The organism is Actomonas aquatica (assembly GCF_019679435.2).
Classification (GTDB): domain Bacteria; phylum Verrucomicrobiota; class Verrucomicrobiia; order Opitutales; family Opitutaceae; genus Actomonas; species Actomonas aquatica.
In genome coordinates this window covers 3,657,892-3,682,372 of the sequence record NZ_CP139781.1, presented here as the reverse complement: position 1 = coordinate 3,682,372, position 24,481 = coordinate 3,657,892, and the positions used below count along the sequence as shown (strand labels likewise).

General features: G+C 61.2%; 24 protein-coding genes. 9 read left to right on the top strand and 15 right to left on the bottom strand.

Annotation, left to right across the window (positions count from 1 at the left end):
- The first annotated feature begins 81 nt into the window (after window positions 1–81).
- On the top strand, window positions 82–1,971 hold the full coding sequence (locus tag K1X11_RS14340) for a sulfatase-like hydrolase/transferase (RefSeq protein WP_221031501.1): 1,890 nt from the start codon (window positions 82–84) through the stop codon (window positions 1,969–1,971).
- A gap of 94 nt (window positions 1,972–2,065) precedes the next feature.
- Here K1X11_RS14340 and K1X11_RS14335 read toward each other — a convergent pair whose 3' ends face one another.
- Window positions 2,066–3,457 (bottom strand): class I SAM-dependent methyltransferase, encoded by a 1,392-nt coding sequence (locus K1X11_RS14335; RefSeq protein WP_221031500.1) that lies wholly within the window; start codon window positions 3,455–3,457, stop codon window positions 2,066–2,068.
- Between the two features lie 22 nt (window positions 3,458–3,479).
- Window positions 3,480–3,656: a hypothetical protein gene (locus K1X11_RS14330; RefSeq protein ID WP_221031499.1), complete on the bottom strand. Its 177-nt coding sequence runs from the start codon at window positions 3,654–3,656 to the stop codon at window positions 3,480–3,482.
- Between the two features lie 118 nt (window positions 3,657–3,774).
- Here K1X11_RS14330 and K1X11_RS14325 point away from each other — a divergent pair, with 118 nt between their 5' ends.
- The 3 genes from K1X11_RS14325 (at window position 3,775) to K1X11_RS14315 (ending at window position 7,856) form a co-directional block, all read left to right on the top strand.
- The gene (locus K1X11_RS14325) at window positions 3,775–4,050 is read left to right on the top strand and encodes an ECF-type sigma factor (protein WP_221031498.1); all 276 of its coding nucleotides are present in this window, start codon (window positions 3,775–3,777) and stop codon (window positions 4,048–4,050) included.
- Window positions 4,051–4,110: 60 nt separating this feature from the next.
- On the top strand, window positions 4,111–4,695 hold the full coding sequence (locus K1X11_RS14320; RefSeq protein ID WP_221031497.1) for a sigma-70 family RNA polymerase sigma factor: 585 nt from the start codon (window positions 4,111–4,113) through the stop codon (window positions 4,693–4,695).
- Between the two features lie 62 nt (window positions 4,696–4,757).
- Window positions 4,758–7,856, top strand: coding sequence for a serine/threonine-protein kinase (locus K1X11_RS14315; RefSeq protein ID WP_221031496.1), 3,099 nt, complete (start codon window positions 4,758–4,760; stop codon window positions 7,854–7,856).
- Between the two features lie 10 nt (window positions 7,857–7,866).
- Here K1X11_RS14315 and K1X11_RS14310 read toward each other — a convergent pair whose 3' ends face one another.
- Window positions 7,867–8,475, bottom strand: a complete 609-nt coding sequence (locus K1X11_RS14310) for a DUF4202 domain-containing protein (RefSeq protein ID WP_221031495.1) — start codon at window positions 8,473–8,475, stop codon at window positions 7,867–7,869.
- Between the two features lie 80 nt (window positions 8,476–8,555).
- Between K1X11_RS14310 and K1X11_RS14305 the strand changes: the two genes are divergently transcribed.
- The 4 genes from K1X11_RS14305 (at window position 8,556) to K1X11_RS14290 (ending at window position 14,100) form a co-directional block, all read left to right on the top strand.
- Complete coding sequence (locus tag K1X11_RS14305; RefSeq protein ID WP_221031494.1) at window positions 8,556–10,607, top strand: ATP-binding protein; 2,052 nt, start codon at window positions 8,556–8,558, stop codon at window positions 10,605–10,607.
- A gap of 40 nt (window positions 10,608–10,647) precedes the next feature.
- On the top strand, window positions 10,648–11,295 hold the full coding sequence (locus tag K1X11_RS14300; RefSeq protein ID WP_221031493.1) for a response regulator: 648 nt from the start codon (window positions 10,648–10,650) through the stop codon (window positions 11,293–11,295).
- Window positions 11,296–12,209: 914 nt separating this feature from the next.
- A complete protein-coding gene (locus K1X11_RS14295) occupies window positions 12,210–13,265 on the top strand; it encodes a PEP-CTERM sorting domain-containing protein (protein WP_221031492.1) in 1,056 nt (351 codons plus the stop codon).
- Between the two features lie 25 nt (window positions 13,266–13,290).
- On the top strand, window positions 13,291–14,100 hold the full coding sequence (locus K1X11_RS14290; protein WP_221031491.1) for a PEP-CTERM sorting domain-containing protein: 810 nt from the start codon (window positions 13,291–13,293) through the stop codon (window positions 14,098–14,100).
- Window positions 14,101–14,952: 852 nt separating this feature from the next.
- Here the strand turns inward: K1X11_RS14290 and K1X11_RS14285 are convergent.
- The 6 genes from K1X11_RS14285 to K1X11_RS14260 form a co-directional block, all read right to left on the bottom strand.
- Window positions 14,953–15,411: a hypothetical protein gene (locus K1X11_RS14285; RefSeq protein WP_221031490.1), complete on the bottom strand. Its 459-nt coding sequence runs from the start codon at window positions 15,409–15,411 to the stop codon at window positions 14,953–14,955.
- Between the two features lie 12 nt (window positions 15,412–15,423).
- Window positions 15,424–15,774, bottom strand: a complete 351-nt coding sequence (locus K1X11_RS14280; protein WP_221031489.1) for an SdpI family protein — start codon at window positions 15,772–15,774, stop codon at window positions 15,424–15,426.
- Window positions 15,775–15,776: 2 nt separating this feature from the next.
- Window positions 15,777–16,835: a serine hydrolase domain-containing protein gene (locus tag K1X11_RS14275; RefSeq protein ID WP_221031488.1), complete on the bottom strand. Its 1,059-nt coding sequence runs from the start codon at window positions 16,833–16,835 to the stop codon at window positions 15,777–15,779.
- Window positions 16,836–16,926: 91 nt separating this feature from the next.
- On the bottom strand, window positions 16,927–17,331 hold the full coding sequence (locus tag K1X11_RS14270) for a hypothetical protein (protein WP_221031487.1): 405 nt from the start codon (window positions 17,329–17,331) through the stop codon (window positions 16,927–16,929).
- A 20-nt stretch (window positions 17,332–17,351) separates the two neighbouring features.
- Window positions 17,352–17,603, bottom strand: coding sequence for a hypothetical protein (locus K1X11_RS14265; protein WP_221031486.1), 252 nt, complete (start codon window positions 17,601–17,603; stop codon window positions 17,352–17,354).
- Window positions 17,604–17,673: 70 nt separating this feature from the next.
- Window positions 17,674–18,282: a PEP-CTERM sorting domain-containing protein gene (locus tag K1X11_RS14260; protein ID WP_221031485.1), complete on the bottom strand. Its 609-nt coding sequence runs from the start codon at window positions 18,280–18,282 to the stop codon at window positions 17,674–17,676.
- Window positions 18,283–18,658: 376 nt separating this feature from the next.
- Between K1X11_RS14260 and K1X11_RS14255 the strand changes: the two genes are divergently transcribed.
- On the top strand, window positions 18,659–19,174 hold the full coding sequence (locus K1X11_RS14255; protein WP_221031484.1) for an RDD family protein: 516 nt from the start codon (window positions 18,659–18,661) through the stop codon (window positions 19,172–19,174).
- Between the two features lie 240 nt (window positions 19,175–19,414).
- Here K1X11_RS14255 and K1X11_RS14250 read toward each other — a convergent pair whose 3' ends face one another.
- The 6 genes from K1X11_RS14250 to K1X11_RS14225 all read right to left on the bottom strand — a co-directional run bounded on the left by K1X11_RS14250 (window position 19,415) and on the right by K1X11_RS14225 (window position 24,291).
- On the bottom strand, window positions 19,415–19,921 hold the full coding sequence (locus tag K1X11_RS14250) for an SMI1/KNR4 family protein (RefSeq protein ID WP_221031483.1): 507 nt from the start codon (window positions 19,919–19,921) through the stop codon (window positions 19,415–19,417).
- Between the two features lie 233 nt (window positions 19,922–20,154).
- On the bottom strand, window positions 20,155–20,574 hold the full coding sequence (locus tag K1X11_RS14245) for a VOC family protein (protein WP_221031482.1): 420 nt from the start codon (window positions 20,572–20,574) through the stop codon (window positions 20,155–20,157).
- A 40-nt stretch (window positions 20,575–20,614) separates the two neighbouring features.
- A complete protein-coding gene (locus K1X11_RS14240; RefSeq protein ID WP_221031481.1) occupies window positions 20,615–21,175 on the bottom strand; it encodes a hypothetical protein in 561 nt (186 codons plus the stop codon).
- A 195-nt stretch (window positions 21,176–21,370) separates the two neighbouring features.
- Window positions 21,371–21,796, bottom strand: a complete 426-nt coding sequence (locus K1X11_RS14235; protein WP_221031480.1) for a VOC family protein — start codon at window positions 21,794–21,796, stop codon at window positions 21,371–21,373.
- A 403-nt stretch (window positions 21,797–22,199) separates the two neighbouring features.
- On the bottom strand, window positions 22,200–23,237 hold the full coding sequence (locus K1X11_RS14230) for a YaaC family protein (protein ID WP_221031479.1): 1,038 nt from the start codon (window positions 23,235–23,237) through the stop codon (window positions 22,200–22,202).
- Window positions 23,238–23,301: 64 nt separating this feature from the next.
- Window positions 23,302–24,291: a hypothetical protein gene (locus tag K1X11_RS14225; RefSeq protein ID WP_221031478.1), complete on the bottom strand. Its 990-nt coding sequence runs from the start codon at window positions 24,289–24,291 to the stop codon at window positions 23,302–23,304.
- Between the last annotated feature and the right edge of the window lie 190 nt (window positions 24,292–24,481).

The following is a 24,481-nucleotide window of genomic DNA, read 5'->3' as shown; positions in this document are numbered from 1 at the left end:
GTTATCCACTCAAAGCTTGGCGGGGGTGCGTGCGGGACTTTGGATGCCGGCTCCGAGCGTGCTGGCCCGTTCGCTTTGTTCATGACTGCTTCCGACCGCCCTGCTGACCGCCGTTCCTTTGACTGGAGCCCCCTGCTGGTTGCGCTGGCGCTGACGCTGACTGCGTTGGTGCTCGTGCCTGGTGAGGTGTATCTCGCCAACCAGTCCGATCTGCTGATCCACCTCGGGGATGCGTTGCGCTACGGCGGTGTGCTCGCGCTGCTGGCGGCGCTGCCGATTGCCGGTGGGTTGGGTCTGTTGCGCGGTCGCGGCCGGGAACGCGGGGTGGCGATGGCGCTGGTGGCCACGCTGTTGTGCTGGGTGCACGGATACGTGCTGGTGTGGAGCTATGGTGTGCTCGATGGCAGCGGCATCGCTTGGAGCGACTATCGGGGCCGCGAAGTGATCGACGCCGCCTTGTGGGTCGTCGGGCTGGCGGTCGCCTGGTGGCAGGCGCCGGCGATTGCGCGGCAGGCGCGTTTTGGCGCGTTGGCGCTGGTGGCGATGCAGGTAATCTCGCTCGTGCTGGCGGAGCGCCGGGCCTACGAATCGGACCTCGATTTCTTCAAAGGCTACTTCGTGGAGAAGGACGCGCGTTTCGATTTTTCGACCGAGCGCAACGTGGTCGTGTTTGTGGTCGATGAGTATCAGGCCGACATCTTCGGCGAGGCCATCGCGAGTCAGCCGGACTACGCCACGGGCTTTGATGGCTTCACCTATTTTCCGAACACCCTGGCGGGTTTCAACTTCACGGAGTTTGCCATTCCGGCGATCCTGACCGGGCGCATCTACGACAACCAGGAACCGCGGCCGCAGTTTCTGCGCGAGGCCTACCTGGGCCCTTCACTCCCAGTGCGGATGCAAGAGGCGGGTTATCACGTGGAGCTGTATCCATGGCGTGGATTCGCCAACGAGTCGGTCTATTACCACGAGGCCGTGGCGAGCAATTTCCAGCAGCGGCCGATTTCCGTGGAGCAGAAGCGTCGCGAAGTGGCGCGACTGGTGGATCTGGCGCTGTTTCGTTGCCTGCCGCAGTTTGCCAAACGCTGGGTGCACAACGATGAACGCTGGCGGCTGACGGCGGTGTTTGCGGGGGGCGAAACCGCGTCGTCAGAGGGGGGCGAGGCGACGGGAGCGGTCCCGGCCAATTCGACCGAACTCGGTGCCAACGATACGATCGACTGGGTCCTGTTGCACTGGGCGCGGGAGCCCGGCACGGGTAACGACAAGATCACCACCAACGCGACCCAACCGAGCTTCAAGTTCTTCCACCTCACCGGCATCCATGTGCCGATCAAATTCAACCGGAAGCTGGAGCACGGCCGTTATCCCTACACGCGCGAAGCCTACAGCGAACACGCCGAGGCTTACGCGAAGTTCCTCTTGGCTTTCGTCGGCCGCCTGAAGGACGCGGGCATCTACGACCAGACCATGATCGTGATCGCGGGGGATCACGGCAGTGGCCGTCAGCCCCCGCTGTATCTGAACCCGGGGCAGGGCGAGGAGGCGCAGCGGCTGAATCCGGTGGCGTCGCGCGGCAACTTCCAACGCGACAAGGCGCGCGGGGCCCCGCTGCTGCTGGTGAAACCCTTTGGGGCACGGGGGACCTTGGCGGAAAGTCAGGCCCCGGCGGCGGTGACCGATATTCCGGCGACGGTGTTGGCGGCGGTGGGAGCCGAGCCGACGGCGCGGCCGGTGTTGGATCGGCATCCGGAGTTTGTGGGTCAGTCGGTCTTTGCCCTGCCGGATGCGGCTAATGATCCGCGTGCGCGCTATTACGGCGCGATGCAATGGGCCAAGGAGCGTAGCGATTATGTGAATACGATCACCCTGTGGCGCGTGCAGGGCCACGTGTGGGAGGATGCCTCGTGGTCGTTGGCCGAGCGTTTGGAGCGGCCGGCAGCGGAGTCAGCGGACGAAGCGCCGGAGTGAGGGCGGAGATGTCGGGCGTAAAGCCCGACCCACACTCTGAGCCGCGGATCTGTGGGTCGGGCTTTACGCCCGACTCGTTTGCCACTGAATCGTCTCACGCCCGCCGGCGGGCGAGGAGGAGGGTGCGTTCGGAGCCGGGCACGGGGTCCTCGGCGAGGAGCTCGAAGTGCGGGACCAGGGCGGCTTTGAGCCCGTCGAGATGGTAGGTGGGGAAAATGTCCTTTCGCGAGGTGAGCAGGTGCTGCACCTGAGAGTCGGACTTGGGCACAAACTCGATGAGCAGGTGGCGACCGAGTTCGGCGAAGGTGGCGGCGATGAGGGGCAGCGGCACGTTGTTGGAGATCGCCAGGTGGTGCACGAGGGCGAGCGCCATGACGAGGTCGGCCGGACCGCGTTGAGCGAGGGACTGGCGTTCGCGGTGACCCCAACCGAGCGCGGGCGACGGGTTGGTGAGATCGAGCACGAGCGGGAGCAGACCGGCCTCTTTTTGGGCGCGCTGGCGGCGGTAGTTTTTCTCCACGGCGGCCGGATCGATGTCGAATGACACCGTGTGCGCGCCGGCTGCGACGGCGAGGCGGCTGAACACCCCTTCATTGGCGCCGAGGTCCCAGACGGTGGTCGGGGCGACGCGGCGAATATGGGCGGAGACGAGGTCACGTTTGGCGGTGAAGGCGTCGTCGCTGTAGTTGGTGTTGGCGTAGTAGTCGGCCCACTCGGTGCCGCCGGGTTGGTAGCGCAGTTTGCGCGTGGTGGAGCTGAGGCTGTCGAGGATGCCGCGCAGACCGAGCTCGCTCACGCGCGGTGGTTTGGCGGCAGCGGCGGTCCGGGCGTCCATGCCGTGGCTGCGTTGTTGGCGGGCGTGCAGGCGGATGTGGGTGAGCAGGCCGAAGTTGAAGCGGGTCGACCACGGCAGGAGGCGGGCGGCGAGGTCGAGTGGCACGCCGTCGATGTGTTCACGGCTGAGACCGGCGAGGGACACGTGGGTGCGGGCCATGAGCGCCAGCGGGGCGAGGAAGTGTTGGCAGAACTGCCGGTAGGCGACCCAGGGGCTGCCTTTCACGTAGGGCTCGAAGGACAGGGTGTCGATGAGCACGGGTCGGCCGTCGACAAACTGGATGTTGTAGGCGGTGGCGTCCTTGAGGGTGAGGCCGTGATCGAGCGCGAGTTGTTGAATGCGCAGGGTGGCGAGAGCGGCTTCCTGCAGTTGGGAGAAGCACCACTCGTAGGGGTAGGAGATGAAGGGCACGCGCTGCGGCGCGAGCACGACGTCGAAACCCTCCGGCAGGTCGCAGGGCGGTGCAACTTCCTCGTGGGGAATGAGGAGACCGGCGTCGGTGAGGGCCGTGCGCAGACCGCTTGAGTCCAGCAGGCGAAGATGCGGCAGGTAGTCGCGATGCACGGCCCGGTAGAGCGTGCCGTCGTGGGTGAAGATGAAGCCGCTGGGGTCGCGAAAGGACGACGGCTCTTGGCGCAGCGCCGAAGGCATGGGGAGGGCAGCGGCGCCGGTTTTAGTCCTGCGCCGCGTTGTCGTCGGTCGAGGAGGAGGAGCGGGAGAACACCGCCTTGAAGCCGCCCTTGAGCTTGGCCCAGAAGAGTTTCACCACGAACAAGGCGCCCATAAAACCGGCGATGACGGCTTGGAGAATGATACTTCCGGTTCCGGGGTCCAGATAGGCGAGCAGCATGATGGGTTGTGCGTAGGCGCGGGGAGGGAGGGGTCAAGTGTCGATTGGGTGACGGCCGCGTCACAGCGGCGTGAAGCGACCCTGGCGCGGCGGGGGCAACTGCGCAGATGTTGTTCTCGTGGACGACGCGAAACTGGCCGCGCTCGTTGCGCGTATCGAAGCAGGGGATACCGAGGCTGCTGCTGAGTTATTGCCGGTCGTCTACAAGGAACTTCGCTTGATGGCCGCGGGCAAGATGGACCAAGAGCGGGCGGGGCAGACCTTGCAGCCGACCGCGTTGGTGCACGAGGCGTGGTTGCGGCTGGGCGGAGATGCGCGAGGCACGGCGCGGTGGTGGCGGTTCATGAGGCAACGCCGAGGCTGGAAGCCTCGGCCACTTGGCTCGGGAGAGTAGGCGGGCTGATAGCCGCAAAAAGGTGTTTCCGCCGCAGGCGGTTCCCCTCAACGTCCGGCCGTGGACGATTCCGAATTGGCGGCTCTCTTTGCACGGCTTGAGCAGGGTGATGCGACGGCGATGGATGATTTGCTGCCGATCGTTTACGATGAACTCCACCGCATCGCGGTGCGCAAGATGGCGACGGAGCGTGTGGGTCACACGCTGCAACCCACGGCCTTGGTCAACGAAGCGTGGTTGCGCCTGGGCGGCGACCAGCAGCCCCTGTGGAAGAACCGCGGTCATTTTTTCTCGGCGGCGGCCGAGGCCATGCGGCGCATCCTCATCGATCAGGCGCGCCGCAAGCAGGCTGATCGGCGCGGTGGCGGACTCGAGCACGTGCGTTTTGATCGCACGGGGGTCGATCTGGCCGACGTGGACGAGAGCGATGAGGAATTGCTGTTGTTGAACGATGCGCTGGAGGAACTGGCGGCGGTGGACCCGCGGCGCGCCGAGTTGGTGAAGCAGCGTTATTTTGTCGGTCTCACCTATGATGAGGTGGCGGACCTGTCGGGCTTGTCGCTGCGCACGGTGAAGCGGGATTGGGAGTATGCGCGGGCGTGGCTGCACGATCGCATCGACCGGTTGCGGCGCGGCCAAGCCTAACGCCGGTGGCGTGACACTGCGCGGGGCGGTGTTGCGCATGCCAGACGAGACCTTTTCCCCCCTTGCCTGCTGAAGACGAAATTTTCCTGAACGCGCTCGAACGCACCGGTGCGGCGCGCGCCGCCTACCTCGATGAAGCCTGCGGGGACGACTCGGAGTTGCGGACGCGCATCGAGCGCCTGCTGGCCATGAGTGAGCGTGACCGGGGCATCCTCGATGAGAGTCACAACCTGCGCGGCATGGCCATGATCGAGGAAAAGCCGGGTGACGTGATCGACCGTTTCACGCTCCAGCGGCGCCTCGGTGAAGGCGGCTGTGGCGTGGTGTGGCTGGCCGAGCAGACGGCGCCGGTGCGGCGGCTGGTGGCGATGAAGATCATCCGGCCGGGGATGGATTCGCAGGCGGTGTTGCGACGGTTTATGGTCGAGCAGCAGGCGCTGGCGCTCATGGATCACGCCGGCATCGCGCGGGTGTTTGAAGCCGGGGCGACGCCGACGGGGCGACCGTTTTTTGTGATGGAGTATGTCGATGGGGTGCCGATCACGCAGTATTGCGACGACCGGCATCTCGGCCTGCGCGAGCGCCTGGAGTTGTTCATGCGGGTCTGCGATGCGATCCAGCACGCACACCAGAAGGGCGTCATCCATCGCGATGTGAAACCGTCCAACGTGCTGGTGTCGGCGGGCACGACCGAGCCGGTGATCAAGGTCATTGATTTCGGCATCGCCAAAGCCACCGAGCAGCAGCTCGGCGACATGACGTTGGTCACGCAGACGGGGCTATTTCTGGGCACGCCCGCCTACATGAGTCCGGAGCAATCGCAGCTGGTTGCGGGTGACATCGACACCCGCACCGACGTCTACAGCCTCGGTGTGCTGCTCTACGAACTGTTGGCCGGCGCGCCGCCCTTCGAGCCGAAGGCGCTGCAGGCGGCGGGGTTGGAGGCGATGTGGAAGCATATCCGCGAGGTCGATCCACCGCGGCCCTCCACGCGGGTGCAGTCGTTGCCGCCGGACACCCAACGCACGGTGGCGACGCGTCGGCAGCTCGAAGCGCCCAAGCTGGCCCATCGCATGAGCGGCGACCTCGACTGGATCGTGATGCGTTGTCTGGAAAAGGATCGCAACCGGCGCTACGCCACTGCGACCGGGCTGGCCGAGGACATCGCCCGCCACCTCGCCGACGAAACGATTGAGGCGCGCCCGGCGAGCGCGCGCTACCGCCTCGCGAAACTGGTGCGGCGCAACCGGCTGGTGTTTGGCGCGGGCGCCGCCGTGGTGGCCGCGCTCATCGCCGGCACCATCGTGAGCATCCATCAGGCGGTGCGCGCCAATCGCGCCGAGCAGGAGGCGCGGGCGGAGGCCGATGCGGCCATCGCGTTGGCGGATTTTTTGGTCGACGATATGTTGTTCCAATCGAGCCCCTATGGTCAGAGCGGTGAGGACGTCGATCCCGACCTGCCGGTGCGCAAGGTGCTCGACCAGGCGGCCGAAAAGGCGGGGGTCCGTTTTGCGGAACAACCGCTGCTGGAGGCGCGGCTGCGTCTCACCATCGCCGGCGCTTACCTCGGTCTCGGTTTGTTTGAACAGGCGAGTGCGCAGTATCAGCGCGCGCTCGAACTGCGGATCGCCTGGCAGGGCGAGGGGCACTTTGAGACCCTCTACGCCCGGTCCGGCTACGGTCTGTGTTTGATGAGGCTGGGACGTAATGAGGAGGCGGAGGCAGAGCTGCAACAGGTGGTGGCGGGCTTTGAGGCGCTGCCGCCGGAGAGTCGGGACAGCTTTGCCTACGACAATGCCCGCACGACGCTGGCGTTGGTCTTCAACGTGCTCGGCCGCCTGGAAGAGGCTCTGGCGCTGGAGAAGGCCGTGCTGGCCAGCTATCGCGGGCGTTATGGCGACCGCCATCGCCACACTGCGGTGGCCCTGGCCAACCTGGGGGAAACCTACCGGGATCTGGCGCGATTTGATCTGGCGGAGCAGGTGCTGCGCGAAGCGATCAGCATCCAGGAGGAGGTGCACGGCGTCGGGCACCCGTCGGTGTTGATCACGCGCAACGCCCTGGCGTCGACCCTCATAGACATGGGGCGCGATGAGGACGCGCTGGTCCTGCAGCGCACGGTGTATGAGGACAGTCGCCGGCTGCTCGGTCCCGATCACCACCGGGTGCTCGATGCGGGCAACAACCTGGCCACGGCGCTCTACGGCCTCGGGCGTATCCAGGAGGCCATTACGCTGAACGAGGAGAACGTGGCCGTGGCCCGTCGCCAGCTGGGGGAGGGGCACGACCTGACCCTCACCTTGCTCAACAACCTCGGCACGCAGTATTCGATGGTCGGTCGACTTGAGGACGGGCTCGCCACCAAAACCGCGTTGGTCGAGTCCGCCAAGGTGGCGTGGGGCCCCGGGCATCCCAATGTGATGATTTTCACCAGCAACCTCGGTTTCGATTACATGCAGATGGGGCGCCTGGACGAGGCGGAGGCCCTCATCAGCGCAGCGGTGGCGGGCATGATCAAGGCCCTCGGGGCGGAGCATCCGCACACCCTGTTGGTGCGGCGCAACCTCGGCCGCTGCTGGCGCAAAATGGGGCGTTGGGACGACGCGATCGCGCTGAGCCACGAACTCTGGGAGATCACCCGGCGCACGCAGGGCGAGGACAGCCCGGCCGCCGCGGAGGCGGGGTTGAGTCTGGCCCTCGGTTTTGATGAATCCAGCCGCTTCGAGGACGCGTTGGCGCTGTGGCGACAACTATGGGACGACGCCGTGCGGCGGGACGGGGAGGGCAGCAGTGCCGAGCGCGGGCTGCGGGCGCGTTACGCGGCCAGCCTGCTGGATGGAGGACGCTGGGCGGAGGCAGAACAGCTTTGGTCGGAGCTCAAGGCGCAGCAGGAGGCGGAGGCACCCGACGAGTGGCGGACCTTTGAGGCGCACAGCGGCCTGGGCGCAGCCTGGGTGGGGCAGGGACGGCTGGCGGAAGCCGAGCCGTGGTTGATCTCCGGATACGAAGGCCTGCTGGCCCGGCAGGAGCAGAGCGCGGTGGCCACGCGCCGCAGCATTGGCGAGGCCCTCGATCGGCTGGTGGCGCTCTACGAGGCGTGGGAGAAGCCGGCGGAGGTCGCCCGCTGGCGGGCGCAACGGGCGGACTGGCTGGATCTTTAGGCAGGGTTGATTACGCCCCGGCGACCGCTTCCTGCACGAGTTCGCCGATGGCGGGCGGGAAGGCGAGGGTGAGGGCGGCTTCGCGACCGCGGGGGCTGAGTTTGGTCCAGGATTTTTGCAGGATGCGAATCCACTTCTCGCGGGTGTAGTCGGCGTGCTGGGCGGCGAAGTCGGCGATGTGGTTTTCCAAAAAGACGAGGATGGCGCAGTCCTCCAGCAGTTGGCTGTTGGGATCGGCGCGCAGGTTTTCCTTGGCCACCCAGGAGCGCACCCGTTCGGCGTCGGCCGCGTCGCAGCCAGCTTCGAGCAGGAGGTCGCGGGCGCGGTCACCCTGTTTGGTGTAGAGGCTGGTGCGCCACTGGTAGTAACCGGCGCGGCCCTCCGGGAAGGTGTCGCGGGGGGTCAGAAAGCGTTCGAGGTGCTGGCAACGCAGGGCGAGGGCGGCGAGCGGTGAATGCGCGGCAGTGGCGAGGCGCTCGCCCCACGCGACCATGCGCTCGGCATAGACGAGCTCGGCGGGCCGACCATCGGGCGTGTAGGTCGGATCGGCGGCGTGGGCGGCATCGATGAGCGCGATGGCGCGGCGGTGGGTCTCGGGCGTGGCGGTGGCGTCGGTCATGGCAGGAAGAGCGATGCAATGCAGCGCAGCAGGCGGGAAGGGTTTGTCAACGAGCGGCCTATCGCTTGGCTCATGCGCCGATGAACGATGCGGTGAAGGTTTCATTGGGCTGTTTGGCCATGTGTGCGCTGGGCGGCTCCTGGGCCGGGGCGACGGTGGAGGAAGCGGAGGCGCAGTATGAGCAGGTGAAAGTCTACTATCAGGACGACAATTACGAGGCGATGGCAGCCGCGGCGCAGGCGGGTCTGGCGGCCTTGGGCGAAGGGGATGACGAGCTGAAGTTGCGGGGGTCGTTGTGGTATTGGTCGGGGGTCGCGCAGCAGATGCTCGGCGACTACGACGCCGCGCTCGATCACTATGCGACGGCCATCACGGTGCATGACGCCGCCGGCAATCTCCGTCAGGTGGCCGCGGTGCTCAACTCCTACGCCGGCGTGCTCGGCGAACGCGGCCGCCAGACCGAACGCCTGCAGGCGCTCGTGCGCGCCCACGGCATTTTTGAGGAACTGGGCGAGCCGCTCGGTCGGGCCGCCCTCGCGCACTCCATCGGCCACTACTACGCCGAGCAGGACGAGTTCGTGGAGGCGCAGGGCTACTACGAACAAAGCATCGCGATCCGGCGCGAGATGGACAATCCGGCCTTCCTGGCCGACGGCCTCATGGGGCTGGGGATAAACCTGCGGGAACTCACCCGCATCGACGAGGCGCGGGCGGCTCTGGACGAGGCCCTCGCCATCCACCGCGAAGCGCAGGACGAGGGCGGACTCGCCGGCGTGCTGACCAATCTCGGCAACCTCGAGCGCGATCAAAAAAACTACGAGGCTGCGCTCTCCGCCTACACCGAGGCTCTCGGCTACGATCGCGCTGCCGGTTACCGCTTCGGGGTGTCGATCCTGACGCACAACCTCGCCCTCACGCATCATGAGATGGGCAACGATACCAACGCGCTGGAGTGGGCCGACATTGCGGTCGACGTGGCCGACGAGCTCCGTCTCCCCGAGCGCCAGGAGTATGCCTACCAACTGCGCGCCGACATTCGTGAAGCCTTGGGCGACGGCACGGGCGCGCTCGCCGATACGCGTCGGGTCATGGAGATTCGCGACGAGCGCGGGGCAGCCTCGCGCGAGCAGGCCCTGCTGGACTTGCAGACCGAATTTGAAACCGCGCAAAAGCAGCACGAGATCGATCGGCTCGAGCGCGCCAACGTGGAACGCGAACTCGCCCTCACGCGCGAAGCCGCCGCCCGCGAAGCCGCCGAACAGGCGCAGGCGGTCGAACAAGCCCGCGGTCGCACCACGCTGGTGCTCGCCATCGCGGCGGGGGCGATCGCGGCGGTGTTGGCCGGACTGTTTCGGGTCTCGCGCCGCTCCGAGCGCCGCCTCGCCAAACAGCGCGAGGAGATCGAACACGCCGTCGCCGGCCTGCGCGACGCCCACGGCGAACTCAAAAAACTCTACGATCGCAAGAGCGCCTTTCTCGGCTTCGCCGTGCACGACCTGCGCAGTCCGCTCTACGCCATCGATGCGGTTTGCGGGGAGATCGAGAGCGGCCTGCTCGACTCGCCGGTGCAGGGCGTCGGTGAGATCCGTGACGCCGCCCGGCGCATGCGCGATGACCTCGACGCCTGGCTCGAAGCCGAACGTAAGGAACAGACCGAGATCGCGGTGCATCCTGTATCCAGTGATCTGGCACAACTGGCCACCGATGTGGTCGCCCTCAATCAACCGGCCGCCCGCGCCAAAGGCATTGCCCTGGAGCTGGTCGCCCCCGTCGCGGCGCCCGTGCGGGTCGATCCCTGGCGCATGCGTGAGGTCATCGACAACCTCGTGTCCAACGCCCTCAAATATAGCCCGCGCGACAGTGGCGTGCAGGTGACCGTGGTGGTGGAGGGTGGACGCGCCGTCGCGCGCGTAATCGATGCTGGACCGGGCCTGTCGGCGGAGGACCATGAAAAGGTGTTTGGCGCCTACGCGCGCCTCTCGGCTCAACCGACCGGCGGCGAGTCGTCCACCGGTCTGGGCCTGCACCTGTGTAAACGTATCATCGATGCGCACGAGGGCAGCACCCTAGCCGTGGAAAACGTTCCGACGGGGGGAGCGATTTTTACCGTGTCGGTGCCCGTCGCGAAGTAGATGCTGGGACCGTATGCCGACTGGACCAGACTCGACTCCCGTGACCGAGACCATGCGCGTGGCGATCGTTGAAGACGACGCCATGCTGCGCTCGCTAATGGAACGGGCGCTCGCGCGCGAGACCGACCTGACCCTGGTCGGGGCGGCGGAGACCCTGGCGGAAGCGGAAAGCTTGCTGGCCACGACGCAACCGGAGCTGGTTTTGCTCGACCTGCGGCTTGGCCGGGGAGACGGCGCGGCCAACACCTGGGAGCTGGTCGAGCAATGGCCGGCGGAGCGGGGACCGGCGCCGCGATGGATCGTGGTGACGGGTCAGCCGGAGGCGGCGCATCTGCGCAAAGCCCTCGACCTCGGGCTCGACGGTTATGTGACCAAGACGGAGCCCTTTGAAATGTTGCTCGCCGCGGTGCGGGAGGTGCGCGAAGGCCGGCAGTATTATTCGGTCGGCGCGCTGAAGTTGTTGATGGAGCAACCGGCAGCCGGTGAGGGGCTCGACCAACTCACCGCGCGGGAGCGCGACATCCTGCGGGCGGCGGGGGAGGGGCTCAGCGTGCGCCAGACGGCGACGCGTTTGAGCGTGTCGGAAAGCACGGTGAAGACCCACCGCCAAAGTGTGATGCGCAAACTCGACCTGCACGACAGCGTCGCCCTCGCGCGCTACGCCCTCAACACCGGCCTGGTGGCGTAGAGCGTTTCGCAGAAGTCAGCGCTAGTTGGTGGCTACGAGCGTGAGCGAGTGGCGGCAGCTGCGGCGGCGAAAGGGGCAGCAGGGAAGGATAATGCCAAGACCGCAAAGCCTCTCCACCGCCTGAGTTGTTTTTAAACCGCGAAGCCCTCTCACCGGCCTCCCCGAACTGCTGACCACGAAGGCCCGGCTTTGCGACCTTTGCGTTAAACCAGCCCTGCCTCTCCGCTCCCTGCCTTCACTGTGCACCTCTGTGCACTCCGTGAGGAAACCCCGCCGTGCCCCTTGGCCTTAGTGCCCTTTGTTTCCTTCTGTAGAATACCGCCGTGCCCCTCGGCTCGCCGATCACGTCGGACGGGCTTTGCGCCCTTAGCGCCCTTTGTGTCTTTGCGTTAAAAAGCCCTGCCTCTCGGCTCTGTTGTTCTCTGTTTCCTCCTGTAAGACCTAGCCGTGCCCTTCGGCCCGCTGACCACGCCGGACGGGCTTTGCGCCCTTCGCGCCCTTTGTGTCTTTGCGTTAAAAAGCCCTGCCTCTCGGCTCTGTTGTTCTCTGCTTCCTCCTGTAAGACCTAGCCGTGCCCCGCGGCCCGCTGACCACGTCGGACGAGCTTTGCGACCTTAGCGACCTTTGCGTCTTTGCGTTAAAAAGCCCTGCCTCTCGGCCTCCGTGCCTTCTGTGTCCCCTCTGTGCACTCTGTGACGGAAACCCCGCCTGCTCCTCGGCCTTGGTGCCCTTCGTTTCCTTCTGTAGAATTCCGCAGTGCCCCTCGGCCCGCTGCGCCGCACGGCCAGGCTCCGGGCTCAACCCGAGGGATGAGGCCGATCTCATCCCGGCGGACGATTTCCGGTGCAGGCGGTTGGCGATAGAGTGGGGGCGTCGTTTGCCCGCACCCTCCGTCGCCCTCCGCTGCCACCATCATGTCCTTACGCCGCCGCCTTCCTGCCCGCCTGCTGCCGTCTCTGCTCGGCAGCGCCGCCCTCTTCGTTGCAGGGGCCAACGCGCAGACCGCCACTCAGATCGTTTTGGGCAATCCGTCCACCGGCCAGGGCACGCCCTTGGTGATCGACGATGTCGGCCATGTGGTGGGCAACCATGTGCTCACGCGCTCGACCACTTTTGAGGGCGATACGGCCGAGGCCACCAACACCACGTCGTGGGACCTCAACCCCGAAGCCGGGCGCTTCACGGTGCAAAGCCGCACCGACTACAACGGTTGGCTGGGCAGCGGCATCAGCCTCGATACGCGTTATGCGTTTGGCGTGTTCGACACCTTCACGGTCAACTCTGGCAACAGCGGTTTGGCCAACGGCTCCAACGTGCAACTCAACCTCGCCCTTACCATCGACGTGTGGGCGCGCACCGATGCCGTGAAGTTCCAGACCGGCAGCAATTGGCTCACCTTCACCGTGCAGCAGCGCGACCCGGTTCCGGGCTATCTCGGCCACACCTACAGCGACGAACGCTTTTCGTTGGATTATGAAGTTACGGTCTACGAATTCGTGGAGGAGGCCGTGATCGATGGCGTCACTCAGTTCGATAACACCGTGACCTACGTCAACGGGCAGGGTGCTGAAGCCGATCTCTATAACTTCAACATCACTGTCGATGCGGTGGTCGGCGAAACCATCGAACTCGGCATGTTGCTCGGCGACTTCAACCCCAACGTTTACGACTACGACATCGCCAACCTGATGGAGGGAACGCGCCAGACCTTGGGCAATGGCCAAACCGACTTCAGCAATGCGTTTTCCGCCAACATGGTGTGGGACCTGGAGGAAGTGGAGGGCTTCGAGGGCCTCGAGGTGCTCGCCGCCAGTGGTTTCAACGCGAGCGTCAACGGCCTGAGCGCCGTGCCCGAGCCGTCCACCTACGCCGCCCTCTTTGGGGCCGGTGCGCTCGGGTTCGCCGTCTGGCACCGCCGCCGTCAGCGGACCTCTTTTCGAGCGGTGACCTCCACCGCAACCACCGCCTGATCGCCAACCCGTTCCCCTCTTTATCATGAAACGATTCTCCCTGCCTTTGCTCCTAGTCATCACCGCTGTGGCCGGTCGCGCGCAATACGAAGTCGACTTCGACGCGACCGGCCACCTCGACCTGAATTTTGAAACGGCCGCTGCGTCCAACTTGTGGTCAGAGTCGGCCACCGGCGGACTCGGCAACAGCGGCGCTGTCGCCATGCCCGCGATCGCCGACAATCAACTCTGGACCCTCGGATCCAGTTACGCCGGCAACACCGATCACAGCATCTCCCTCTACATCCGCACCACCGATGTGCTCAACGCCGGTTACATTGCCATCGGCATCACCGCCAACACGCCGCAGGCTGGCATCGTGTTCCCCTCCGGGGCGGACTACCTCGGCGTGAGCGTGAACCCCGATAGCGGAGAGTTTGAGGTCCACGGTGAAGGCGCGTTCAACCACTCCGGTGGCACCTTCGAAACCGCCATGCAGGCCAACTCCTGGTATCACCTCGAGCTCACCTACGATTGGCAGTTTGATGAAACCTACGGCATGCAGTTCCGCGTGCGTGAGTCCGACGCCAACGGCAACCTCGGCGTCGACCTGATCAACGGCGGCACCTTCTTCGCCGGACTCACCTCCGGCATCGCCAACGACGCCAGCGCCCACGCCTTCATGGGCGGCAACAACACCGGCAACATCCTCGACTACGTGGATAACTTCGCGACGACCGGCATCACCGGAGCCCCGCTGAGTGCCGTCCCCGAGCCCTCCACTTACGCCGCCCTGCTCGGCGCCTGCGCCCTCGGCCTCGCCGCCTGGCGCCGCCGCCAACAGCCCCGCGCCTGACCCGCCTACACCGCAGGTTTTACAGGAGGCCCACCCTGTAGCTACGAGCGTGAGCGAGTGGCTCCCCAACCAGCTAATCCGTCACAGAAAAACCACGTCAAACCTCAGCGATCTCTGCGTTAAAAAGTCCTGCCCCTCGGCTCAGTGACCTCTGTGTTGCCCTCCGTGCTCTCTGTGACCCAACACCCTGCCTCTCCGCCCGTCGTCAGGCCTTAGCGCCCTTTGTGTCTTTGCGTTAAAACAACCCTGCCTCTCGGCCCCTGTGACCCAGCACCCCTGCCTATTCGCCCGTTCACGCACCCATAAATTCAAGAATATAAGATTGACCCCTTAGGTTTGCTCTCGGCCTCGCCGTCATGCGCCGCCGCCACCTGCGCCGCGCCTGACCGGCCTACACCGCAGGTATTACAGAAGGCCCACCCTGTAGCTACGAGCGTGAGCGAGTGGCTCCCCAACCAGCTAATCCGTCACAGAAAAACCAAGTCAAACCTCAGCGATCTCTGCGTTAAAAAGTCCTGCCCCTCGGCTCAGTGACCTCTGTGTTGCCCTCCGTGCTCTCTGTGACCCAACACCCTGCCTCTCCGCCCGTCGTCAGGCCTTAGCGCCCTTAGCGCCCTTTGTGTCTTTGCGTTAAAACAACCCTGCCTCTCGGCCCCTGTGACCCAGCACCCCTGCCTATTCGCCCGTTCACGCACCCATAAATTCAAGAATATAAGATTGACCCCTTAGGTTTGCTCTCGGCTCAGTGGCCTCTGTGCCACCTCCGTGCTCTCTGTGACCCTCCACCCTGCCTCTCCGCCCGTCGGTCGGATCACAAATTCAAGAATATAAGATTGACCCCTTAGGATTGGGTTAATCGGCAAACGGGTCTTCGCCAGCGTCGCGTTTGGTGACGACGTAAGCGATGATCGCCAAGACTAGGAAGCCCACGCCAGCGCCGCCGAAGGTGTAGACCGAGTCTCGGCTGTGTATGAACGAGGAGCGCGCTGCCCAGAAGAAAATCGCCGCAGCGCAGAAGCTGCCAAAACAAACGAGCACCCACATCCAACCCACGAGATTTGCGCGCAGTCGCCGCCCTCCCTCTTCGCGGTTCATTCGCGCTACGAGCTCTCTAAAGTAAAGATCGTCGGGAACGCCGGGGTTTTCCTTGGCCTTCGTTCGAATGGCGTCGGCCCGCAGCTGCCAATATTTTTGCCGGGTCACCGCATCCACGCCACCCGACGCTTCCTTGGCCTGTGCCATGATCAGTCGGTCATGCGTTCCGATTCTGATTTCGCGGTCCGCAAATTCGTAGAGTTCCTGAGTATCCACAATGAACGTTGGTTAAACTTGTTTTGTGCGTCGCTCGTAGTCGCGGGTGTGGCGGTGGGTGAGGATCACCATGACCACGAGGGCGAGGAGGGTGATGATTACGCCGATGAGGTTGTAGGTGTTCCACGACGGCTCCGGGATTGCGAAGCCGACGAGGCCCGTCGCCGCGATGACCAGCCCCCAGCCGAGCAGGCTCCAGCCGCCGTAGCGATTGATCTCATACCACGCTTCATCCGACGCAAAAGTCGCCCGCGTGCGCACGCCATACCAGTGGTTCATCTTCACTTTCTGCCGGATCAGCGGCACGGCCAACAAGGCGGCGATCAGACCGGTGAGGAGATTGATCAGGGCAACGGGGTTCATGGTCAGGATTCAGGGCGACGCAGGATGCGCACGATGCGGTTGTAGAGGTTGTCGGCGACGGAGAGCGATTCACCGCCAGTGGTATTCACGAACTGAATCACCACCGTGTCGATGTCAGCATGATAGCGGGCAATGCTGTAATAACCCGGGATCAGGCCGGTGTGCTCAAACACGTAGACGGAACGGTAGACGCTCTGCTCCTCCTCGCTCAGCAACGAGCCGTCATGGAGCGCGCGCAGGAACCGTCCCACGTCTTGCGCTGTCGCCACCATGGAGCTGCCGGGGAAGGTGAAGTTGAGATGCCGCACGCCACCTTCGTAGTGCGTGTCGTAACCCTGGGCGATGGTCGCCGGGTCGACGTCGTCCATGCGGCCGTAGGTGTGCTCGAGGCCGAGCGGAGCGAGCAGGCGCTCGCGGATATAGCGCTGGTGATCGTAGCCGAGCGCATCGTCCATGATTTCTCCGAGCAACAAGTAGTTGGTGTTCGAATACGCCCAGTCGCTGTCCGGCGCGAAATCGGCGGGTTCGTCCAGGACGAGTTCGAGCGTCTGGCGGTTGTCGGTGTAGGGCTGATGCCAGGGGAAGTCCGCGTCCCAGATCAGATCGGGAATGCCGCTGCGATGCTGCAGCAGCATACGCACGGTGATCGCGTCGGCGTGGGCGATGCGCTCGCGCAGGTCGGGCAACAGCTCGGCGAGGGTGGCATCGAGCGACAGTTGGTCGGCCACCACCAGCTTGGTCGCAGCGGCGGCGATGTAGAGTTTGCTGATGCTGGCGATCTTGAACAACCCGTGTGGATCCAGCGGCGCCTGCGAGTCCCGGTCGCTCACCCCGGCAGCATAATACGCCGGCGGCTGACCACCGCGATCCACGTAAACGATGATCCCGTCCATGCCGAAGTCGGTCGCATCCGCCACCTGTTCGGCAACCGTATCGGGCAACGGCTGGACCCAGAGCCAAAGCCCGGTCCAGGGCACATAAATCACGGCACAGGCAATGCCGACGACGAGGGACCCGAGACTAAGAATCCGGGCGATACGCTTCTTGGTGGAAAGAGCCAAAACCGATCAGAGAGGCAGGGGAGAAAGGGGCTGTGGAAACGACAAGATTGCGCTCCGGCCCACGTCGCTCGGCAAGGTGATTATTGCGTGCTCACAGCATCCCCAGGGCACGTTGCTCGAGTAGAAACTCGCCAGGCGTAGCGATGGTCACGCCATAGACTTCGCGTCCGAGTTTCTTTTGGAGGTCATGCTCATCGAGGGTAAGCAACCAATCGGCCCCAACCTCCAGCGCCGCGATGACGACCGGCCGATCCTTCGCTTTGGGAAAGACCAGAGGTTTGTCCAAGGCCATTCCCGCGGAAACGAACTGCACGGCGGGGCTGATCTGTCGTGTCCAAACCGTCGCGGCCTGACGGCCGATCTTGGCCAGATTTCGTTCCGTCTCTTCGGCGCAGTATGCGGAGCTGATCAGCTCCCAGGTGGATGACGACGAGGTGCTGGTGCGAATGAGGAATCGCGACGCACCGGACGCAGATCCGCATGCCGCCAAAAGCACACTCGTGTCCAGGAATAGCTTCACCCTTTCTTCGCGGGCTTGGCGGCGTTGAACGCTTTCATGTCTGCCTCGTCACGTGATATCCACGCCTCAATTTGCTCCTTCGGCAGATCACGCACGGGCATCGCCACAGCCGCCTGCAGAAAGAGCCCGCCGTCGCGCTCCTCCACCAACACCAGCGGGTTGGGAAGCTTATCAAGTCCCATCCTGCGTCGCATTTCGGGCGGCAGGGTCAGGCTGCCACGTTTGGACAGAGGAAGCGTTGTTGTCATGCGGCAATGCTGCATTGCCGCAACGCGCCTTGCAAGCCGCCAAGGGCGGAGTCGTTGAGCAGGGCACGACCTAGGCGGCAGCCCCGCGCCGGCGCCGGCGCCAGACGGCGAAGCCCAGACCGGCGACGCCGACGATCATGGCATAGGTGGAAGGTTCCGGGACCGCCGACAGGGCGGCAAAGGTGATGGAGCCGCCGGTGCCGTCGGACCAGCTCAGGGTGAGGGACTCACCGGCCACCATGCCGATGTCGGCCAAGGTGGTGCCGAGGATGGAGGTGCTGAGGTTTACGGACGCCCCCGAGACGTAGTCGCCGTTCACATAGAGGGTGTCGGTCCCGAGCGTGCCCCAGATGCCCACGTCGGCCACGAAATCAGGCGTATAGTAGGTGGAGGGGCCGGGAATGGAAAACCCACCGCTCGAGGCGAAGGAGCCGAAAGGCAGCGTGTAGGTGTCGTAGGTGCCCACGGCCGAAGAAATCCAAACGTAATCAAAAGCCCCGAGGTAGATCTGTTCGGGCGCATAGGCCAGGTCTTGGTCTCCAGCGGTCAGCCCGGTGAGGTCGATGCTGCCGTTTACGTCCACAGTGACGTCGGCACCACTTTGGGTGAACGAAACCGTCAATTGAGCGAAGACGGGGGAAACGATGAGGGCGAGTAACGGCAGGAGGCGAAGTTTCATAGGGATGGGAGGCGAGTCGTTGAACGAATCCTTATACGGCAAACGCGCCCAGCTTCTGGGCAGCGCGTGCCCTCCCATCGGTGAAATCGGCGAGAACTTAAGCAAAGTCCTCAAAATCAGCCGAATAGCTCAGCTTGTTGCGATCGATTGGCACCTGCCGCCAGAGCTGACGTGGCAAAACTCTGCCGCGCGCGTGACAAGGTGGACGCGGGCGTCCCCGGCCGCGTCGTTCCACGTGCCTCCCTGTGTAGGCCGCGAGCTCGCTCGCGCTCCCCTGGTCGGGATCCATGAGGGGCTGGCGATTGTTCAGTTCCAGTAACCGCGGGCGGTTGACGATTTGGCCCAGCTACGCTGCCATCTGTGCAAGATCTCCCCGATGACTGAACCCTACAGGCCGATAACCATTCCGGAGCGGATTAGTGCAGGCTTTCTGAATCTGGTTCTAGGGGGGTTGCCGATATCCGTTCCTAAAACTCTATCGGAAGAATTTACCGAAGCTTCCCTGCTTATATCAAACGAGGCCTTCTTGGATTCCCTCGCGGTCGCACTCGTTTGCATTCAATATCTTCTCTATTTTAGATATCGGGGGTCCCCGGCTTGGATTCTGTTTCGCATCAAAATCGCAACGGAAGCCGGTGGCCGACCATCCACCTATCGGCTATTCTTAAGATCCCTGCCATATCTCGCGTATTTCTTATTGATCACCTTCTATCCCCCGGAATCCGAAAGCGCGGGCTCAACTGAGCGGTTAGGTTTAAGTCATCCGTATTTCGATGGGGTGATTTTTGTTTTAATGTCGCTCCTCTTCTTGAATAGCCTCACTGTCTTGGCGTTTAGGGGGCGTTCCTTTATTGATATTCTAACGAAAACCCATGTGGTGCGACGGACGTAAAAGCCGGTGGCAAGGTGGACGCGGACGTCCCCGGCCGCGTCGTTCCCCGTGCCTCCCGGTGTAGGCTGCGAGCTTGCTCGCGCTGCGTTGGTGCAAGGAATTACTAAGAGCTTTTAAAGCAGAAAATTACAAAATTTACGTAGCTGTTCGATTTCTGCAAATGTAGACCGGTGACGACATGACCCCTTTGGGCTGCGGACCCCATCTGGCTGCCTCTGGCTGCTGCCTGAGGCGGCGGTTTCAGGATAGCACTTCGATACAGCTACTGTCTTTGAATGCGCGCATGACATCCTCGATGAATGCGGCTAAATTATTGTATGCGAAACGGTAAGGGGACTCATCATTGTCACTATCAAAGAAAATAACCTCGCGCGTTCCGCGCGCCCTCAAATCTAGCAAAAAATAACGCGAAGAACCATCCCACAAGAAAGGAAAGTAGCGACCATTACCTTCGCGCAGTTCCCATCGATGCTTTGATGCTTCATTCCAGGTGGCGAAATGGCCACAGGCGCTTTCAAAACTCAAATGATGAAATTCAGCATTAGGAATATACCCGAGCCCATCATAGGAGATTTCCACAACGCCATCGACCTGCCTTTCGATAGGATTAACACCGTCATGCCATGTATACAATTCAGCGACGGAAGCTGGGTCGCCCTTAGTGGCACTCAATTTCCTTTCGACAAACTCACGAGAGAGCCCCGGTCGAAATTGAGCGCCAATAGTGCGATTATTGGCCATCAGCATGGATTGGAAATCCAAGAGAAGTTTATCTGATCTCATTTGGTTGTAAAATAACGATTACAATTGGCCTGGCCTAAGCATGTAACGCGCAAAATGGCGACAAGCACGGTGGTGTCGTCATATATCAAAACAGGGATGGCGATTCTTTGAATTCTGTAATTGTAGACATAGGGCGACATGCCCGATCTGGCGTGCCTCACGCCCCGGGGAAACTGATCGGCTTTCCCAGGTATACCTTAAGCGATCCCGGCCTCGTCCACGTTGAGTTTCCAGGAGACGCCGAAGCGATCGATCACGATGCCATACCAGGAGGTGAACTCCGATCGCGCCAGCGGGATGACCACCTCTCCACTTTTGCTCAGGGCGGCGAAAAACGATCGGGCGCGCTCAACGGACTGAAGCCGCAGCGCCAGTGAAAACCCGGAGAAGGGCACAACGGCTTGGCCGGGCCTGTGCCCCGCATCGCTCGCCATCAGCACGGTATCCGCGATGCGGAAGGTGGCGTGAAATACCAGATCATCCAAACCCTCCCTCTCTGCCGGTGGCAGCGGACTTTCCTCAAAGCGCATCAAGAACAACAGCTCCGCACCTAGAGCCTCCTGATAAAACGCCAGGGCATCGGCCGTGCGGCCGGAGAAGTTGAGGGTAGTGACCAACGACATGCCCGAGGGGTTTAAGCGCGGGGAGCTTACGCTGTCACGAACCTACGGGCAGCGAAGGTGCAGGGATGGGTTCCAGTGGAGCTCGCGCTGGTGAAGATGATCCAGAGATGCTGACAATGTGACGACATGACCCCATGCGGCTACCCGGATCAATGCGGATACTCTTTACCATATGAAATACGATATCTCGCGCGGATTCACTATTCTCGAATAGCGCGATGTGAATATTCTTTGGCCACCACTCAACATCTTCCAGTGTGACAAGCATTTCAACGATGCCCGTGTCGTCCTCTATGTATGATAAGTCAAATGCTCCGATTTGAAGGTGCTTCGCCGCTGAGGAAGGCCTTTTACTCGGGAAATTAGGGTGATTTCCAAAATATGCCTTACATAATTTATCACCTTTAAGATGAAAGGTGACTATTTTGAAATCGTGAATGGGGGACTCGACTTCAAAGCTTACTCCCTGTGGGAGCGACATAAAAACACCATCAATAATTTCAGCCTCAATTACATCAGAGGCCTGTGCTCGCGCTTGTGTCACGAAAGCCATCATCAATGCTGTTAATGCAAAAATCCTTTTGAAATTTTTCATTTTAGGAATCTATGGACGACAACGATGAGTGGGGAGGGCGGCAGGGGCATTTCGATACAGCGTTACAGATCTTTCGGTGGTAGGGCGTCAAGAAGGTCCGACTGTAGTGTGAAGCATGGCTGGTGTGGAGGGTCCGGTATTTGACCGGTGTAACGATGTAACGACGTGACTTCTCTACGTCCTCCCAGGCATGCCTCACGCGTTTTCGGCCTCGTCCACGTTGAGTTTCCACGAGATGCCGAAGCGATCGATCACGATGCCATACCAGGAGGTGAACTCCGAACGCGCCAGCGGGATGACCACCTCTCCGCCTTTGCGCAGGGCGGCGAAAAACGATTGGGCGCGCTCTACGGACTGGAGCCGCAGCGCCAGTGAAAACCCCGAAAACGACACGGCGGCTTGGCCGGGCGTGTGTCCCACATCGCTCGCCATGAGCACGGTGTCCGCGATGCGGAAGGTGGCATGAAATACCAGATCATCCAAACCCTCCCGCGCCGCTGGCGGCAGCGGACTTTCGGCAAAGCGCAACAAAAACAACACCTCCGCGTCCAAGGCCTCCTGATAAAATGCCAAAGCCTCGGCCGTGCGCCCGGAGAAGTTGAGGGTAGTGACCAGCGTCATGCCCGAGGGTTTAAACGCGGAGAGCTTACGCTGTCACGAACCTACGGGCAGCGAAGGTGCAGGGATGGGTTCCAGTGGCGCTCGCGCTGGTGAAGATGAACCAGAGATGCTGACAAAGTGACGACATGACCCCGTCCGGCTATTGACCCCGTCCGGCTATGACCCCGTCCGGCTACTATTTAAACAACGACTGGAAAGTTACTTATGACCCTATGCCCGGACACCGTTGCGCTCTAGAATAGGGCGGAAAAAGAAGTTATGTCGTTAGGTATCTACGATCTGCCAGCGATCTTTCAATTCCTGAAAATGTAGACAGGTGACGACATGACCCCTAGCGGTTGCCCCTTTTGGCTGCCTGATTCCTTTTGGCCCCCTTACGGGGTTGAACGAGTTGGAGGCAGCGTTACGTCCTGATTCTTGTTGGCATGAAGTCGGCCCCTGTTATCTCGGAACTGATTTCATCAATGTATTGAGTTAGTGATCCGTTTATAAATTCGGAAAGTAACCAATTATGCCTACACTCAAAGTGCTTTTGTAGACTGTCTGGGCGGTAGCGGGCGATTTCGCTTATGCGGTGAAGTGCCGCGAAAGTGAGAGTAGAAGAAGATCGGTTGATGAATCCCGTTGGGTCGCTATTTCTCTTTATATACCAAAGGCGAGTCGATCCTGCGATATAAAATAAATGTTTCCGGACTCTTTTGTGGTAGGTCGTAAGGCGTGCGATGTTGTCGTGTTTCGAGCCTCCATGCTTCCACCTGAATCGCTTTTTCATGCGGACGACAGTTTTTTTCGTATTGTAGTAGGGGTCGTTTTCAAAACCGTCTAGTGTATTTAGGGTCGCGGGTCTGGTGAATCTTCTTCCTGCGATTTCGCAACAAAACCAGCTTTCGGAGGCTTGTGCTTTTCTGACGAAATGAGGATTATCTATAGGGATGAAAAGTTCAGGCTCGCTTGTGTAGGTAACAGTGTAGGCTCGATGAAGGTAAGTGAGATTGTATAGTATGTCCTTTAAACTGATGAATCCCGTGTCGGGCCTTGGTTCAGAAAAATAGTCGGATAGGGCGCCGAAAACACCATTTGCGCGCATTCCTACCTGTTCGTTTGAAAGTGAGGTTTTTCCAGGGAGGGCTTTCCCTGTTACTCCATGGTAGGGGGAGTGGGGAATCCGGTGCGCTAGTAGCAGTGCCTTTGTAGCATTTAGTGCACTGTAGTATGCGGTTAGGGGCTTTGCGGTTTTTGCGAGACTCTGTGTTGCTTCATAAAAATCACGAGCCTGGTTCCAATAAAATACACTTTCTTTTGTTGAGTGTCGTCTTAGCCACATTCCAACGAAATCCCAAGTGTCATCCACTAGAACTGTAGAGGCCCCGAAAACAGGAGCCCCAATGCTTTTTTGGACGTAGATTACCCTGTTGTTAAGCTTGATTGGAATCGCTGCCATGAGGTTCTTTAGAAGGGGGGGGGGCGGCGTATTTTTCGAGGCAGTCAGTAGCTTGGGAGAGATTCTAAGGGGTGGATGGTCCGGAGGGCGGTGTGGTGACTTCAGGTTTTTCAGTTTCGGTAACAGTAATTTCCGTCGGTTCTAACATAAATATTATTCCCTGTTTGGGGAGGATGGCACCGCATGCTTTTAAGCTCGCTGAGGTGCTCCCGGAATCCAAACACTCTATTTTAGATGATGTTGATGGATGGTAGGAGAATTTCATCCGTTCTGGGAAATTCGCAGTCACTCGCAGGTCCATAATGGGGCGATTTCCGAACATTGCATCGTTTGCGCCGCGTTTAGATGTGCTTTTTATAACAAGAGTGGCTGAAACCTGACCACCCGCAGGAATTGAAATAGGATACGAAAGATAGGTCTTTCCACCTTGTTCGGATTTTTCCACGCCTTTGTCCATACCGGGTTTCTCTGCGTCGTAATCTACGACAACGATGCCATTGCTTTTCCATTGAGCGCGAACCAAGCCAATACTTTCATGTTCAGCCTTTTTTACAAACATGCTTTTCATGCTATCTTCAAATGGCTGATTGGAAATATTGTGAAGCGTGTAAGTTGCGGTGCGGGTTAATAGTATATCGGAGTCTGCGAGAATACTGTAATTAAGATGCCAATGTGAATCTCTTTGGATAACCGGTGATCTGAGGATGTCATCGTATATGACGGTAAACAGCTCCTCTGGGATCATTCTTTTGAATACGCTGGAGAATAGCTCTCTGTTGAGTGAATCCTTTTGGGATTCCTCGACGCGGCTAATCACGAGTATTGAGATTAGTATAGAAATTCCAGAGGCGTTTAAGGCGCTAGCCACGAATGTTAGGATTCGTGCGTTTTTTGGCACCGAAACAACATTTTCGACGATCTTCTCTCCAGCTTCGCCAAAACGGGAGATTTGCGAAAACTCAAGTTCGGCCGATGACGCTTTGAAGTCTAGGATAAGGCCACTCACTATGATGAGGATGGCGATCAGGCAGAGATTGATGTGAGAATCTTTCATAATTCCTCGACAATTCTATTCGCTATTGAGCGCCAGATTATTGCAGAATGCGGCGTTTCTATGTGTTGATGGGGTAGTCCGAATTTAGCTTCTGCGGTGATTCGATAGCTAAAAAATCATAGTAGGATCAATTCCCAATTGTATCGAATAAGGGCAGGCGAAAGGGGTTATTTTGAAGTTGACCTGATTC

Bases quoted from the DNA above. Each gene is read 5' to 3' on its own strand.
- K1X11_RS14340 (WP_221031501.1), top strand. From the start codon at position 82: ATGACTGCTTCCGACCGCCCTGCTGACCGCCGTTCCTTTGACTGGAGC.
- K1X11_RS14335 (WP_221031500.1), bottom strand. From the start codon at position 3,457: ATGCCTTCGGCGCTGCGCCAAGAGCCGTCGTCCTTTCGCGACCCCAGC.
- K1X11_RS14330 (WP_221031499.1), bottom strand. From the start codon at position 3,656: ATGCTGCTCGCCTATCTGGACCCCGGAACCGGAAGTATCATTCTCCAA.
- K1X11_RS14310 (WP_221031495.1), bottom strand. From the start codon at position 8,475: ATGACCGACGCCACCGCCACGCCCGAGACCCACCGCCGCGCCATCGCG.
- K1X11_RS14305 (WP_221031494.1), top strand. From the start codon at position 8,556: ATGAACGATGCGGTGAAGGTTTCATTGGGCTGTTTGGCCATGTGTGCG.
- K1X11_RS14295 (WP_221031492.1), top strand. From the start codon at position 12,210: ATGTCCTTACGCCGCCGCCTTCCTGCCCGCCTGCTGCCGTCTCTGCTC.
- K1X11_RS14290 (WP_221031491.1), top strand. From the start codon at position 13,291: ATGAAACGATTCTCCCTGCCTTTGCTCCTAGTCATCACCGCTGTGGCC.
- K1X11_RS14280 (WP_221031489.1), bottom strand. From the start codon at position 15,774: ATGAACCCCGTTGCCCTGATCAATCTCCTCACCGGTCTGATCGCCGCC.
- K1X11_RS14265 (WP_221031486.1), bottom strand. From the start codon at position 17,603: ATGACAACAACGCTTCCTCTGTCCAAACGTGGCAGCCTGACCCTGCCG.
- K1X11_RS14260 (WP_221031485.1), bottom strand. From the start codon at position 18,282: ATGAAACTTCGCCTCCTGCCGTTACTCGCCCTCATCGTTTCCCCCGTC.
- K1X11_RS14255 (WP_221031484.1), top strand. From the start codon at position 18,659: ATGACTGAACCCTACAGGCCGATAACCATTCCGGAGCGGATTAGTGCA.
- K1X11_RS14250 (WP_221031483.1), bottom strand. From the start codon at position 19,921: ATGCTGATGGCCAATAATCGCACTATTGGCGCTCAATTTCGACCGGGG.
- K1X11_RS14240 (WP_221031481.1), bottom strand. From the start codon at position 21,175: ATGAAAAATTTCAAAAGGATTTTTGCATTAACAGCATTGATGATGGCT.
- K1X11_RS14235 (WP_221031480.1), bottom strand. From the start codon at position 21,796: ATGACGCTGGTCACTACCCTCAACTTCTCCGGGCGCACGGCCGAGGCT.
- K1X11_RS14230 (WP_221031479.1), bottom strand. From the start codon at position 23,237: ATGGCAGCGATTCCAATCAAGCTTAACAACAGGGTAATCTACGTCCAA.
- K1X11_RS14225 (WP_221031478.1), bottom strand. From the start codon at position 24,291: ATGAAAGATTCTCACATCAATCTCTGCCTGATCGCCATCCTCATCATA.